This is a genomic window from Rosistilla oblonga (genome assembly GCF_007751715.1).
Lineage (GTDB): Bacteria > Planctomycetota > Planctomycetia > Pirellulales > Pirellulaceae > Rosistilla > Rosistilla oblonga.
In genome coordinates this window covers 108,160-121,912 of the sequence record NZ_CP036292.1, presented here as the reverse complement: position 1 = coordinate 121,912, position 13,753 = coordinate 108,160, and the positions used below count along the sequence as shown (strand labels likewise).

Here is a 13,753-nt window from a genome sequence, read left to right as displayed (position 1 = left end):
CGGACAGCGATGCACCCAACCCTCTAGCGCGACCTACACCGCCACTCTGGCCGCAAATAAGACGTCTTTTGCCGCTCCCGCGATCGCTCCGCTCGGTCGCAACAGGCATCCCAGAGCCCGCAAACCAGCCAGCTTTCGCGGCTCACCTTGCCTTGGAAGCCATGGTGTCCATGCGTAATCACGCGAGATAGCGCATGCGTTTTATTAGGATTACTTGAGCCAAAATCGTAGTTTTGAGCTAAATAAATAGAGCTAGCGAGCTTGAATCAACGGCCTGGAAGATTATCCTATCTGGGTATTCTGGGCGCGTAAATGCGAACACGCTTAATGTAGATTTTGGGATAAGTTGGAAAGGATCGGGAGGTTCTGACTCATGCGACGAATTCACGTGATTCCGGTTGCGATTGCAGCCGTGGCAATGACATTTACCGGGGAAGCGGCCCACGCGGGCTGGGGTTCCTTCGGCAGTTACGGCTCCTACGGAAGCCATGGCTCTTCGGGCAGCTACGGCTCCTCGGGCGGCTATCGCTCGTACGGCAGCTCGGGAGCGAGCAGCGGTAGCTATGGCAGCTACTCGGTCTCGTACAGCAGCTACGGAAGCTCTGGCGCCAGCTATGGCAGCTCCGGTTCCAGCGGCGGCAGCTCGGGACACTTCGGTATCCTGAAGCGAATCAAGGCTCGGCACCACGCTCGCCACCAAGCTTGGCGTGCAGCTCGCGCCAGCAGCGGCGGATCGAGCGGATATGCTAGCAGCGGATCGAGCGGATACAGCGTCAGCAGCTATGCCAGCAGCGGCGGCAGCTACGGTTCGTATCGCGCCTACAGCAGCTATGGCAGCAGCGGCGGATCGAGCGGACATCAATCCAGCGGCGGCAGCAGCGGATCGTACAGCGCCAGCTACTATTCGGCACCCGTCGAATCGTATTCGACTCCAATGTACGAATCGGCACCGATCTACAGCGAACCCGCAGCCGAAGCGGCTGAAGGTGAATCGATCATCGAAACACCAGTCGAAGGCGCTTCGTACCAAACTCAATCGGCAAGCTCGACAAGCGAAGCATTGTTGACGATGGAAGTTCCCGCCGACGCAGACGTTTACGTCAACGGCACCAAGACCCGCAGCACTGGCGCTCACCGCCAATTCGTCTCGCGTGGCCTGACTCCTGGTTATGCCTATTCGTACGACGTCCGTATCGAGCACACCGTCAACGGCGAATTGGTCACCGAATCGAAGGTCGTCCGCCTGCACGGTGGCGAAACACGTTCGTTGGTCTATTCGGCACCTGCGGTTGAAGCGCCAGCTTACGTTGCCGCTCCAGAAGCCGAATCGGATGTTGTCGAAACCGTTTTGACCGTCAACGTGCCTGCTGACGCCAAGGTGACTTTGGCTGGCAACGCGACCGATGCCGATGGTACCACGCGTACCTTCCGCACCAAGCAATTGCAAGCTGGTCAAGTTTGGAGCGACTACACCGTCACCGTTGCGATCCAACGCGACGGACGGACGTTGACCGAAGAGAAGACGATTTCGTTGTCGGCTGGCAGCACGCCAGAACTGACCTTCGATTTCGCTGACGAAACCGTTGCAATGCGTTAGGCGATCGATTCGCACTGACACGACCCAGAAGCCCGCGTTGGAAATTTCCAACGCGGGTTTTTTCGTGCGCTGCGGGCGGTTATCTTCTGACGCATGAACGACGACACACTCTCGCCCCCTTTCGCGCCGCCGCGTTGGTTGAAGATAGCGATCAGCATCGCCGTCGTCGTCCATCTGTGGGCGGTCGTTGCCGAACCGATCCGCTTTTCAACGCGTGGTCCCGGCGGCCCCTCACCCGCCGCGTCGGCCTTTCGCGCCCCGGTCGGCCGCTACGTCGACTTCCTTTATCTCAGTCACGGCTATGCGTTTTTCGCTCCCGATCCCGGCCCCAGCCATCTCGTCGCAGCCAGCTGGATCGATGCCGAGGGTCAGCCGCAAACCGAGACGTTTCCCGATCGCAACAACCAGTGGCCTCGTTTGCTGTATCACCGTCACTTCATGTTGACCGAGTTTTTGCACAACATGCACGAGCCTCAGTCGCTGCCGCCCGACGTGCCGCGCGACAGCGTGATCTTTCGCGAATGGCGATCCGGCCGCGATCGGTATGAAATGATCCGCGACGGTTTTGCCAATCATCTGCAACACGTCCATGGCGGTAGCGCGGTGCAGATCGATCGCGTCGAACACCGCATGCCCGGCATCCCTGAGTTCATCGAGGAACGGATCGATTTGCAAAACGAGCGGCTGTATCTGACGCTGCCCGATGGCCTGCCGGCTTTCGATGGGATCGCACCATGAATAAACCGCGTCGCTGGATCGCCAGCTATTTCGCCGAACTCACCACGCTGTGGGATCGGTTCTGGTTCACTCCCACCGCGCCGCATACCCTGGCCGCGATCCGGATCGCGATCGGGTTGATGCTGCTCTACACGCACCTGGTGCTGGCGTCTCAACTGCTCGCGTTTGTTGGCACCGATGCCTGGGTCACGACCGACACGGTTCGCCAGCTGCACCAAAACGATTACGCCTGGTCCTATCTTTGGTACGTCGATAGCCCCGCGATCCTGTGGACGCATCACTTGGTCACGATCGCCGTAACGATCTGCTTCGCCTGCGGGATCTTCACGCGGCTGACCGCTCCCGCGGCGTGGTTTCTTCAGTTGATGTACATGCATCGTCTGACCGGCGCGTTGTTTGGCTTGGACCAGATGACAACGATGATCACGATGTATCTGATGCTGACGCCGTGCGGATCGGTCTGGTCGGTCGACGCTTGGCTGCGTCGTCGTCGCCAAGCCGCGGGACAGCCGTCGCGATGGTGGTTGCCATCGGCCTCCCCTTCGATCGCCGCCAACATCGGCACCCGGCTGATGCAACTGCATCTGTGTGTGATCTATCTGTTTGGCGGTGTCAGCAAGATGCGCGGCGAGATGTGGTGGGATGGAACGGCGACCTGGTTCGCGGTTTCCAATTACGAATACCAATCGATGGACATGACCTGGATCGTCCACTATCCGATCCTGTTCGCCGCTCTTTCGCACGCCACCGTCCTGTGGGAAACCTTCTACTGTGCATTGGTTTGGCCGCGGCTGACTCGCCCCTGGGTGCTGTTGACGGCGGTGATGGTCCACGGCGGAATCGCTCTGTTCCTAGGCATGATCACCTTTGGCGTGACGATGATCATCGCTAACGCAATCTTCATCCCGCCAGCGATCTTGCAGACGCTCTGTCGACGGCAACCAAAAGCCTGATTTTTGCGGCGTAAACGTCGCCGGCGGCTCGATTTGCGAGCAACCGCTGGCGCCGGGCCGGTATCGAAAAAAAGACGTTTTCGGTACGATGGATCCTCTCGCTGGCTGCCGGCCGCTGGTCCGATCTCGCGACCACGCCCGTCGTTTGTCAGAGTTTGCCTGACTTATTATTTGGAGAGTCACCTGTGACTGAAGTTCGCCGAAAACCTGTTGTTGTGATCGTTCGTGATGGTTGGGGACAAAATCCCTTTTCGAAATGGGATCAATCCAATGCGGTCCTCATGGGCAAGACTCCAGTCTCCGACGCTTTGATGCAAAGCTATCCCAACACGCTGATCAAGACATCGGGCGAAGATGTTGGTCTGCCAGCCGGCGTGATGGGGAACAGCGAAGTCGGACACCAGAACATCGGTGCCGGCCGAATCGTCGACCAAGAAGTGATGCGGATCACCCGTTCGATTCGCAAGGGTGAGTTCTTCGAGAACCCCGTGCTGCAAGAAGCGATCGCGCACGTCAAAGCTTCCGGCGGTTCGCTGCACCTGGTCGGATTGATGTCCGACGGACGCGTGCACAGCGACCTGGAACACGCGTTTGCCGTCACCGAATTGGTCAAGCGAAGCGGCTTGGCGGGCGACCGTTACATCGTCCACGCGATCACCGACGGCCGCGACACCGCGCCGACCGGCGGCCTGGGCTACGTGGCAAAACTGCAAGAGAACCTCGCATCCGAAGGCGTTGGCAAAGTCGGCAGCGTGATCGGTCGTTATTACGCGATGGACCGCGACCTGCGTTGGGATCGCGTCAAACTCGCCTACGACATGATGACTCGCGGCGCCGAGCAAACCGCAGCAACAGCTAGCGAAGCGATCCAGAGCTATTACGACAACCCAACCGAATCGAATCGCACCGGCGACGAATTCATCACTCCGATCACCGTATCGGACGCCGACACCGTCGATCCGAAGCAGCTTGTCAAAGCGGGCGACGCGGTGATCTTCTTGAACTACCGCGGCGACCGAACGCGCGAACTAACCAAAGCCTTCACCTACGACGACACCGAGTGGGCGAACATCGATGGCGGCGGATTCGATCGCGGCGAAAAGATCGACAACCTCTACTTCGCTACGATGACCGGCTACGAAACCGGCCTGCCCGTCCACGTGATCTTCGAAAAACCAGCGAAGATGCCAAACATCCTGGGCCAGTACATCAGCACCTTGGGCCTGAAGCAGTTCCGTTGTGCGGAGACCGAAAAGTATCCTCACGTCACCTTCTTCTTCAACGACTACCGCGACGATCCTTTCGAAAACGAAGAGCGTGGGATGTTGCAGTCGCCCCGCGATGTGTCGACCTACGATCAGAAGCCGGAGATGTCGGCCGCGGGGATTACCGACCGCGTGCTGCAAGAGATCGCAGCAGGCCAGACCGATCTGATCATCATGAACTACGCCAACGGCGACATGGTCGGCCACACCGGTAACCTGAACGCAGCGATCAAGGCGGTCGAAGTCGTCGATGAATGTGTCGGCAAGATCGTCGAAGCGACATTGGCCGCGGGCGGTTCGCTGATCGTGACCGCCGACCACGGCAATTGCGAACAGATGATCAATCCGGAAACCGGCGGACCGCACACCGCGCACACGACCTACGATGTGCCGTTGATCGTCGTCGAACCAGGCCTGGACGGCAAGCAACTGCGCAGCGGCGGCCGGTTGGCCGATATCGCACCGACCGCTCTGGCCCTACTGGGCTTGGAAAAGCCGGAAGAGATGACCGGGGAATCGTTGATCGCCGTCGATTGATCGGGGGCCTGCCGCGGTCGATCCCGCCGCGGTTCATGACATCTCTTGCAAAGGCATTTTGTGGGTCTGATTCAATTTGATTTTTCGGGTGCGGTCGACGCCGATTATGGCGTGACCGAAGCTCAAATTGCGGACCTGGCCCCCAAGTTGCTCGACTTGCAACAGGAGTTCGTCGACGTCGCGCCGCCGTTCGCCTCGCTGCCGCGCGAACTGCTGGATGGCTACACCGAGCTTCGCGACGACAGCCCACTGGGGCAGATCTTCCGCGTCGCCAACCGCTTGCACGATGAAGTCGATGCGGTCGTCGTCCTCGCTGGCGGCGGCGCCTATCGCGGTGTCCAATCGCTCCGCGACGCCTGCTGCGATCCCTACCACAACGAATTGTCTCGCGGTGGCCGTGGCAGCAAGCCGCGAATGTATTTCACCGGCAACGATCTCGACAACGATGCGTCGAGTGCTCTGCTGCATCGGCTGGGTCGCGATCTGACAGCGATCGATCCAGTCGTTCGGCGTTGGGCGATGGTCGTGATCGATCCGGCAGGCGAAACGCGAGAGCGAGCGTTAGCACTGCGTCAGTTCCTGCCGGCGATGGAGGAATCGCTCGCCGACGACGTGGCACAGTGGTTGCCCGAATTGCTCCTTCCCGTGACCGACCAGCCAAGCAAGCTGCGCGATCTCGCCCAGGCGATCGGTTGCAAGGAGATCTTCCCGATCCCCGCGGCAATCGATGAACGGTTCAACGTCCTCTCCGCCGCCGGTGTCTTGCCCGCCGCGATGCTTGGGTTGGACTGCGTCCAGCTGCTCGAAGGAGCCGCCGCGATGGACGAACACTTCAAGACCGCCCCTCCCGAAACCAACCTCGTGCTGCAGTACGTCGCCATCCATCATCTGCTGCAAACGCAACGTGGGCTCGATCGACGCGTGATGAATGTCTGGGGCTCGGCACTCGAAACGTTTGGCCTCTGGCACGACCAATTGCTCGCCGGTTCGGGCAACCAGATGCTGCCGCTGACAACTGTCAGCCCTCGCGACGGGCACCACCTGGATCCAGCGAACCTGCAGGGCAAAGTCGTCAATCATTTGATCGTCCAACAGCATCGCGCCGATCCGTGGCAGGTCGGCCACAACGATGGCGACCACGACGGGCTGAACGCGTTATCCGATCGCAAACTGCCTGACTTGATGACCGAAGCGATCGCCGATACCGACGCCGCACTACATGCCGCCGGATGTCCGACGACTCAGCTGCGAATGCGAGAGATCGACACGCACACGCTGGGACAACTGTTCCAAATGTTGATGCTCGCCACAACCGTCGAATCACAGTTGCAACGCGACGGGTCGACCTAAAGGTCAAACCGCCGCAAACATACGCCCCCTGCGAACTGTGAAAACGCGCCGAGCCGCGGTCGATCAGTCCCCGGAAAACGCTTCGCTCACGCGATGTGGACCAACTGTTTGCCCAGGTTCTCTCCTTCGAACAGACCGATAAACGCCTGCGGAGCTTGCTCGATCCCCTCGCTGACCGTCTCTTCCCAAACGACTTTTTTGGCTTCGATCAACGATGCCATCTCTTGCACGAATTCGTCTTGCGCGTCCATGTGGTCGCGAACGATAAAGCCTTGCATTCGCAACCGCTTGGCGATCACTTTAAACAGGTTCCGCGGTGCGGCGGGCGGCTCGGTCGCGTTGTAGGTGGAGATCATTCCGCATTCGACACAGCAACCAAAGTCGTTCATCACCTCGATCGCTGCCTCTAGATGGTCGCCACCAACGTTGTCGAAGTAGACGTCGACGCCGTCGGGAGCGTGTTGTGCCAACGCTCCGGCCAGGTCATCGGTCTGCTTGTAATTGATGACAGCATCGACGCCGGTCTGCTCGCGCAGCCAGTCGATCTTGTCGGGCGATCCCGCGCTGCCGATCACCCGGCAATCTTTCGCTTTGGCCAACTGGCAGACGATCGACCCGACAGCTCCCGAAGCGGCGGAGACAAAAACGGTGCTGCCAGGTTGCAGCTTGGCGATCTTGTTCAGCCCGACCCAGGCAGTCATCCCCGTCATTCCCAATGCGCCAAGATAAGCCTGCGCCGGAGCTCGCTCAGCATCGATCACCACGACGCCCGCGCCGTCGGACTTCCAGTACTCCCGCCAGCCGAGGTTCCCCAAGACCATCGCCCCGGTCTTGAACTTCGGATGCCGCGATTCCACCACCTCGCCAACACATCCGCCTTCCAACGGTTCGCCGATCTGGAACGGTGGCACGTAGCTTTTGCCCTCTTTCATCCGGCCTCGCATGTAGGGATCGACCGACATCCAATGGTTCTTGACCAGGAACTCCCCCTCGCCGATCGGTGACAGTTCAGCTGTCTTCAGTTGAAAGTTGCTGGTCGTCGGCATCCCGTCGGGACGCGAAGCGAGTTCGATCTGTCGCGAGCGAGTCGCCTGAGTGGCGTTGGTTGTCATCGTGGTATCCGTAATGCAAAAGTTTAGAAGAGGCGTAGAACTGGCAGACGTCGGCGAGGCGGTTACTTTTTGCCCAGGTGGATCAATTTTTTGTTCACAAACTCGAGGATCCCCAAGTGTGACAGTTCGCGACCGTAGCCGGAGTTCTTGATTCCGCCAAAGGGAAGTTCCGCCTGCGACTTGGTCGGTTGGTTGATGAATACCATCCCGGTCTCGATCTTTTCGGCGACGCGTCGGCCGCGTTGCACGTCGGCGGTGAAGACGCTGCCACCGAGACCGTACGACGAACGATTCGCCAGCTCGATCGCTTCCGCTTCGTCTTTGACGACGTAGACCGTCGCGACTGGGCCAAACAGTTCCTGATCGAAAGTTGGCATGTCGGGCGTGACATCGGTCAGGATCGTGGGGTTGAAGTAGGCCCCTTCGCGGTCCGGCCGATCGCCTCCGATCACAACCGTCGCTCCGGCGTCGATCGACGATTGAACCTGTTGTTGCAACTGAACCGCAGCCGATTCGGTCGACAGCGGCGAGAGCGTCGTCTGTTCGTCCATCGGATCGCCCATCTGCAGCGCGGAGAGCTGTTTTTTGAAGCCCTCCAAGAATCGCTCGGCAACCGCTTCGACGACGATAAATCGCTTCGACGCGACGCACGACTGCCCCGCGTTAACCATCCGTCCTTTGACGGCCAGTTCGACCGTTTTCTCGAGGTCGGCGTCCTCCAAGACGATGAACGGATCATTGCCACCGAGTTCCAAGACGCTCCGCTTCAGGTTCTTTCCCGCCAGCGCGGCGACCGCGGCGCCGGCCGGTTCACTGCCGGTCAACGAGACGCCTTGGACCCGCCGGTCCGCGACGATCATCTCCACAAACTCCGACGGGATAAACAGATTCGTGTAGACGCCCTCGGGCAATCCGCAGCGAGAGTAGAGTTCTTCGATCGCCGCGGCGCACTGCGGCACGTTGCTGGCGTGTTTCACCAACACGGTATTGCCCGCCATGATGTTCGGCGTGGCGAAACGGACGACTTGGTAGAACGGGAAGTTCCACGGCATCACGCCCATCAAAACGCCAAGCGGTTCGTAGTGGATGTAGGCATCCGCGTCGGCGACCTCCATCGGCTGGTCGGCTAAAAATCGCTCGGCCCCGTTAGCGTAGAACTCCGCGATCTTCGCACAGTATTCGATTTCGTACTGGCTCTCGGAGATCCGCTTCCCCATGTCCAAGGTGATCATCCGGGCATATTCGTCGGCATCGGCTCGCAGCAGATCGGCGAACTTCAGCAAACACCTCTGCCGCTCCGCAAACGTCGTCTCTCGCCACGATTGGTAGGCCTTGTCGGCAGCCTCGATCGCATCGAGCACGGCATCTTTATTCAGCGGTTCAAATTCGCGGATCGTCTGGTTCGTCGCGGGATTGATACTTGCGATCGACATGGTATTCACCTTGGGGTTGTTGGGATTAAGAAGCGTGAGAGACGCTCTGCATCTTCGCTACAAGTTTGCGTGTCGCGATGCGAGGCAAAAAGCCAGCCGATGTCACCATCAGCCGATCCTTCCAACCGGGGATCACGACGTCGTCGTTCTTTCGATAGCCGCGATAGCCCGCCGCGGCAACATCCTCGGCCGACATCGCCGCCGAACTAAACATGTCCAGCTTGCCCATGCCGGAATCGTCACCGAAGCCGGTCTCGGTGGGCCCCGGTTCGAGACACGTGACGTGCAGCCCCGTACCAGCCAGCTCTTCGCGAAGCCCTTCGGTGAACGACAGCACATACGCTTTGCTGGCGTAATAGACCGACATGTTCGGACCGGCTTGATACGCGGCGATCGAACCGACGTTCAAGATGCCTCCCTTGCCGGTGGCCAACATCGCGGGAAGCAACAGCCGCGTCAGACGAGTCAACGCGACGACGTTGACCATCAACATATCGGTCTGTCGGTCGACGGGCAGTTCGGCAAACCGCCCCAACGCACCAAAACCAGCGTTGTTTACGAGCGTGTCGATCTGAATCTCATCGGATCGCAGCCGCTCGCACAGCCGATCGACTCCATCGGTTTCTGCGAAGTCGCTGCGGATGACGGTCGCGGAAACGCGATGCGTCTCGCGAATCTCAACCGCCAACTTTTGCAGCTTCTCTTCGCTGCGAGCGACCAGCACGACGTCGTCTCCCCCGGCGGCAAACTGTTTGGCAAGTTCCCAGCCGATGCCGGATGAGGCTCCAGTAATCAATGTGGTCATTTGTTTTCCCAGCGACTCGAGTTCGAAAGACGTTCCGGCAAAGCGACGCCCGTCAAAGACAGGCAATTCAATCGCGTGGCAGCAGCGGCTAGCAAGACTCTCCCGTGCGATTGCCGTGCCAATATTCAATATCCCCGGACGAGCGATCGATTTCTAGTCTTTCGACAAGCCGTTGCATGTAATTGAATTCGTTGGGATCGCGACGGTTCGGTCGGTCGGCATTCGGTTTGCAGCTACCCAGGTCCAGTTGATTCCAATTTGCAAACCACAGCCCCGAGGATACTCATGTCGACGACGACTCAAGCGACGACCCTTCGCACCCTGAAAGCAAGCGACCTGAAAGAACTGGCGAACGTCTGCGCCGACCCTTGCGTTTCGATCCTGCTACCGACGCACCGCACCGGCCGCGAAGTCCAACAGGCTGCGATTCGGCTCAAAAATCTGCTCGCTCAAGCGTCCGATCAACTCAAATCGGCCGGCCACGACTGTTCGATCCTCGACCCCGTTGTGTCATTATCAACCACGACCGACTTCTGGCAGCATCAGGCCGATGGGCTGGCGATCTATCTGACCGCCGACCAGTTGTGGGCTTTTCAATTGCCACATTCCGTGAAGGAACGGAGCTGCGTGGGTGATTCGTTTTTCTTGTCCCCGCTGGCGCCGCAGCACAGCCGCGATGGGCACTGCTTTGCCCTGACGCTCACCTGGGATGAGGCGAAGTTGTACCGATGCGATGGCGAGTCGATGGAGCTGGTGGAAACCGATTTGCTGCCGGCGAAGTTTCACGATTTGGTGCTGCCTCGCGATCCCGAAGAGAACCTGCAGAACACCAGCCACCGCAGCGTCGCCGACACGCCAGGCACGTCGACGGCGATGTTCCACGGCCACGGCGAGGGAGAAGACAAAATCGAAGCCGATCGCCAGCAGTATCTGACGCGCGTCGATGACCTCGTCAGTTCCGCGGTCTACAACTCCAACCTACCGCTGGTCGTCGTTGCGACTAAAGAAGTCGGCGGGCACTTCGCCGCCACGACCGATCTGACGATCGACGCCAAAGTCGATGGCAGCCCGGCGAGGTGGAGCGACGACAAGTTGAACGAACAGGTCGGCCAGGCGATCTCCGATCCGTCAGCTCAGGAACAGGCGAATTTTGCCGAACGCTTTGGAACCGCCGCCGCTCAATCGCTTGCATCGAGCGACATTTCCGAAGTCGTGTTCGCCGCCAAACACGGACGCATCGAATCGGTGATGGTCAGTGAGAGCGAAGCCGTCGACGACCTGGTGAACCTGGTTGTTATCCAGACGCTGCGTCATGGCGGAAGCGTCCTCCGTGGATGCCACGATTCGATGCCCGACGGAGGCGCAGTCGCCGCGAACTATCGCTTCTAAAAAGTGGAGGCATAGTGCTCCGGGCAATTATACGTAAGTCATGGTGAGTGGTCGCGACCGAACGCTTGCGAGGCCAGCGAGAAGTCTTTCGTTCGTCGCAGACCGTTCCACATCGCATTCATGCAAGTCAGGGCCGCAGGCTCGACCATTTGCAAAGCCCAGGCCATCGGCCTGGGTTCTAGCGGCGATGATTGACATGGTTGGGCTGTAGGCCCGGTCGATTGTCACACCTACCCCGGGGCGTTGCCCCTTCGCCCGTTGTGCAATGAAACCGGGCGCCGTCGGCTGATACCTCAGTTTGAAAAACTGAATCGCCCCGACTTTGCGGCGGCGAGGGAACATGGCACGAGAATTGCATCACTGAGTAAATAGCTTCGATCGACCGCCACGATCGACAGGGCGACAACTTTACTCACAGGAAACTCTCATGTTCTCGATCATTGGTTGGATATTCTTTGGCCTGCTGGTTGGCTTGATCGCTCGCATGCTGGTTCCCAACACGCAGGCGATGGGCTGCATGCAGACGATCATGTTGGGCGTTGCCGGATCGTTTGTTGGCGGAGCGATCGGGTATTTGCTGCAGGGCGGTTCCGCGGTCCAATCGAGCGGTTGGATCGGGTCGATCGTTGGTGCGATCCTATTGCTGGTGATTTCCGTTCGTCGCAGCAAGTTCATCGATTAGGCCCCCGCCGACTTCCGATATAAACGGTGAATACCAAATGAATAAAACAGTAGCCTTAGGATCGAAAGCGATTCCGATGACAAATGAACTAATCGACAACCGGTTGCCCGATTCGGCAGCTGACGAGCTCCGCGAAGCCAAGCGGATTCTGGAGCACCACGGGATCGCAGACCGTTTGACCGAGATGATCGGAGCTCCGATCACCGCTTCGCTGAGGCTGTTGCCCGACGTCGCCGAAAACGCTGTCTACGCTGCGATCGACAAATCGTTAAACGTCGCGTTGGATGTCGCTCTCCGCACGCTCGGTGACGACGCGGGCAAGACGGGCAAACCTCGCTTGTTGACGCACAAACTGTTGGCCGGACTCTCCGGAGCCGCCGGTGGCGCGATGGGTGGCGCGACGGTCGCCGCCGAATTGCCCGTCTCGACGGTGTTGATCCTCCGCAGCGTCGCCGACATCGCTCGCAGCGAAGGAGAGGATTTGTCGAGCGTCGAATCCCGCCTGGCCTGTCTGCAAGTCTTCGCGCTGGATCCGGGAGCGAAGTCGGAGGTCGATGACGATACCGAGATCGGATACTTCGCAGTCCGCGCGGCGATGGCGAAACAGATTCGCGACGCTTCGCAGTACGTGCTGAAGAACGGCTTCGCCGATTCCGCGGCCCCACCGTTGGTCAAACTAGTGGCTCAGATCGGCAAGCGGTTTGGCGTTGTCGTCAGCGAAAAGATCGCAGCTCAAGCGATCCCCGTGATCGGAGCGGTTGGCGGCGCATTGATCAACAGCTACTTCATCGACCACTACCAAGACCTGGCCCGCGCCCACTTCACGATTCGCCGCTTGGAACGCGCTTACGGCCAAGCGGTCGTCCGCGAGGCTTACGGTACGTTGACGTGATCCCCGATTATCCCGACCAGACCAACGTCCTGGTCGTCTCCTATCTAACGATCCGCCGCGCGATCGGTGTCAGCGGGCTGCTGCTGCCGCTTGTCCTGGGCCCCGGAGGCTGGCTGTTTGGAATTCCGTTTCAGCACAACATCAGCAGCTACTATCACACCGGGATGCGTGACATCTTCGTCGGCACGCTGTGCGCGATCGGTATTTTTTTGTACTGCTACCGCGGTTACGACTGGATCGAAAACTGGACCGCCAACCTCGGCTGTGCTTCGGCCCTCGGCGTGGCTCTTTTTCCGCTGGACTTCAACAGCGACCCGCTGGTGCAGAAATCGCTGACCGGGTACCTGCATACGTTCAGCGGCGGCGTCTTCTTCCTGACGCTCGCCTTCTATTCGCTGTACCACTTTCCCCGCGATTCGCAGCGGGAAGCCGAACCGCACCTGCAGGAACGCCGATGGATCTACCGGGCCAGCGGGATCGTGATCCTGATCAGCTTGGTCACGATGGGAGGATTCCTGTTCATTTTGAATAGCCAATGGAAACAAACGCTCAACGATTACAACTTCCTGTTCTGGATGGAGTGGATCGCGATCTGGGCGTTTGCCGCCGCCTGGCTCGCCAAAGGACGAACGATCATCGCCGACATCGCCGTCGACGTATTGGCCTACGCCAACCAATTGATCTCCAAACGCCGGGCAGGGAACGATCGGCCCCAATGAGCAGGGAAAGCACTTCAACCAGCCGCTGCGACCGGGCGATTCGCGGCAGATCTCATGTCAGCCGCCGCCACATTGGACCGGATCTTCAGCGGCGATGTGCCGATTATTTTGGAAGCCGATGCGTCGATCGCCGCCGCTTCGCCCGGGATGGCGGCCCGGGCGGTTTCCTGGACAATGCTTGCAATTGCCGGCCGGTTCGGGATGCGGGCGGCCGCGTCCGAGCGGCTGAACGTCGACCAGTAGCGTGCTAGCAATACCGACCAGAACTCACATTTTCATCG

Annotated in this window: 13 protein-coding genes; 10 read left to right on the top strand and 3 right to left on the bottom strand. The window is 59.4% G+C overall.

The features are described 5' to 3' along the window. Window positions 1-373 precede the first annotated feature (373 nt). The 5 genes from CA51_RS00430 (at window position 374) to CA51_RS00410 (ending at window position 6,440) form a co-directional block, all read left to right on the top strand. Complete coding sequence (locus CA51_RS00430; protein WP_231745908.1) at window positions 374-1,597, top strand: TIGR03000 domain-containing protein; 1,224 nt, start codon at window positions 374-376, stop codon at window positions 1,595-1,597. A 93-nt stretch (window positions 1,598-1,690) separates the two neighbouring features. Then, a complete protein-coding gene (locus tag CA51_RS00425; RefSeq protein WP_145117187.1) occupies window positions 1,691-2,335 on the top strand; it encodes a hypothetical protein in 645 nt (214 codons plus the stop codon). Further along, window positions 2,332-3,288, top strand: coding sequence for an HTTM domain-containing protein (locus tag CA51_RS00420; protein ID WP_145117186.1), 957 nt, complete (start codon window positions 2,332-2,334; stop codon window positions 3,286-3,288). Before CA51_RS00425 ends, CA51_RS00420 begins: the two co-directional genes overlap by 4 nt. Before the next feature lie 185 nt (window positions 3,289-3,473). Further along, the gene (gene gpmI / locus CA51_RS00415) at window positions 3,474-5,090 is read left to right on the top strand and encodes a 2,3-bisphosphoglycerate-independent phosphoglycerate mutase (RefSeq protein ID WP_145117185.1); all 1,617 of its coding nucleotides are present in this window, start codon (window positions 3,474-3,476) and stop codon (window positions 5,088-5,090) included. A gap of 60 nt (window positions 5,091-5,150) precedes the next feature. Beyond that, window positions 5,151-6,440, top strand: a complete 1,290-nt coding sequence (locus CA51_RS00410) for a glucose-6-phosphate isomerase (protein WP_145117184.1) — start codon at window positions 5,151-5,153, stop codon at window positions 6,438-6,440. A gap of 86 nt (window positions 6,441-6,526) precedes the next feature. Here the strand turns inward: CA51_RS00410 and CA51_RS00405 are convergent, their stop codons facing one another. The 3 genes from CA51_RS00405 to CA51_RS00395 all read right to left on the bottom strand — a co-directional run bounded on the left by CA51_RS00405 (window position 6,527) and on the right by CA51_RS00395 (window position 9,790). Continuing rightward, window positions 6,527-7,552: an NADP-dependent oxidoreductase gene (locus tag CA51_RS00405; protein ID WP_145117183.1), complete on the bottom strand. Its 1,026-nt coding sequence runs from the start codon at window positions 7,550-7,552 to the stop codon at window positions 6,527-6,529. Window positions 7,553-7,614: 62 nt separating this feature from the next. Then, a complete protein-coding gene (locus CA51_RS00400) occupies window positions 7,615-8,985 on the bottom strand; it encodes an NAD-dependent succinate-semialdehyde dehydrogenase (protein WP_145117182.1) in 1,371 nt (456 codons plus the stop codon). A 25-nt stretch (window positions 8,986-9,010) separates the two neighbouring features. Next, window positions 9,011-9,790 (bottom strand): SDR family NAD(P)-dependent oxidoreductase, encoded by a 780-nt coding sequence (locus CA51_RS00395; RefSeq protein ID WP_145117181.1) that lies wholly within the window; start codon window positions 9,788-9,790, stop codon window positions 9,011-9,013. Window positions 9,791-10,075: 285 nt separating this feature from the next. On the opposite strand from CA51_RS00395, the gene CA51_RS00390 reads away from it, so the two are divergent. From CA51_RS00390 to CA51_RS00370, 5 genes are all read left to right on the top strand, one after another. Further along, complete coding sequence (locus CA51_RS00390; RefSeq protein ID WP_145117180.1) at window positions 10,076-11,179, top strand: baeRF3 domain-containing protein; 1,104 nt, start codon at window positions 10,076-10,078, stop codon at window positions 11,177-11,179. A gap of 427 nt (window positions 11,180-11,606) precedes the next feature. Next, window positions 11,607-11,861 (top strand): GlsB/YeaQ/YmgE family stress response membrane protein, encoded by a 255-nt coding sequence (locus tag CA51_RS00385; protein ID WP_145117179.1) that lies wholly within the window; start codon window positions 11,607-11,609, stop codon window positions 11,859-11,861. Between the two features lie 76 nt (window positions 11,862-11,937). Further along, on the top strand, window positions 11,938-12,753 hold the full coding sequence (locus tag CA51_RS00380) for an EcsC family protein (RefSeq protein WP_145117178.1): 816 nt from the start codon (window positions 11,938-11,940) through the stop codon (window positions 12,751-12,753). After that, complete coding sequence (locus CA51_RS00375; RefSeq protein WP_145117177.1) at window positions 12,750-13,472, top strand: hypothetical protein; 723 nt, start codon at window positions 12,750-12,752, stop codon at window positions 13,470-13,472. Before CA51_RS00380 ends, CA51_RS00375 begins: the two co-directional genes overlap by 4 nt. A 54-nt stretch (window positions 13,473-13,526) precedes the next feature. After that, window positions 13,527-13,715 carry a hypothetical protein gene (locus CA51_RS00370; protein ID WP_145117176.1) on the top strand — a complete coding sequence of 63 codons (189 nt, stop codon included), beginning with the start codon at window positions 13,527-13,529 and terminating at the stop codon, window positions 13,713-13,715. Window positions 13,716-13,753: the final 38 nt, after the last annotated feature.

Coding starts and splice junctions, on each gene's coding strand:
- CA51_RS00430 (WP_231745908.1), top strand. CDS start 374: ATGCGACGAATTCACGTGATTCCGGTTGCGATTGCAGCCGTGGCAATG.
- CA51_RS00425 (WP_145117187.1), top strand. CDS start 1,691: ATGAACGACGACACACTCTCGCCCCCTTTCGCGCCGCCGCGTTGGTTG.
- CA51_RS00420 (WP_145117186.1), top strand. CDS start 2,332: ATGAATAAACCGCGTCGCTGGATCGCCAGCTATTTCGCCGAACTCACC.
- CA51_RS00405 (WP_145117183.1), bottom strand. CDS start 7,552: ATGACAACCAACGCCACTCAGGCGACTCGCTCGCGACAGATCGAACTC.
- CA51_RS00400 (WP_145117182.1), bottom strand. CDS start 8,985: ATGTCGATCGCAAGTATCAATCCCGCGACGAACCAGACGATCCGCGAA.
- CA51_RS00395 (WP_145117181.1), bottom strand. CDS start 9,790: ATGACCACATTGATTACTGGAGCCTCATCCGGCATCGGCTGGGAACTT.
- CA51_RS00390 (WP_145117180.1), top strand. CDS start 10,076: ATGTCGACGACGACTCAAGCGACGACCCTTCGCACCCTGAAAGCAAGC.
- CA51_RS00385 (WP_145117179.1), top strand. CDS start 11,607: ATGTTCTCGATCATTGGTTGGATATTCTTTGGCCTGCTGGTTGGCTTG.
- CA51_RS00380 (WP_145117178.1), top strand. CDS start 11,938: ATGACAAATGAACTAATCGACAACCGGTTGCCCGATTCGGCAGCTGAC.
- CA51_RS00370 (WP_145117176.1), top strand. CDS start 13,527: ATGTCAGCCGCCGCCACATTGGACCGGATCTTCAGCGGCGATGTGCCG.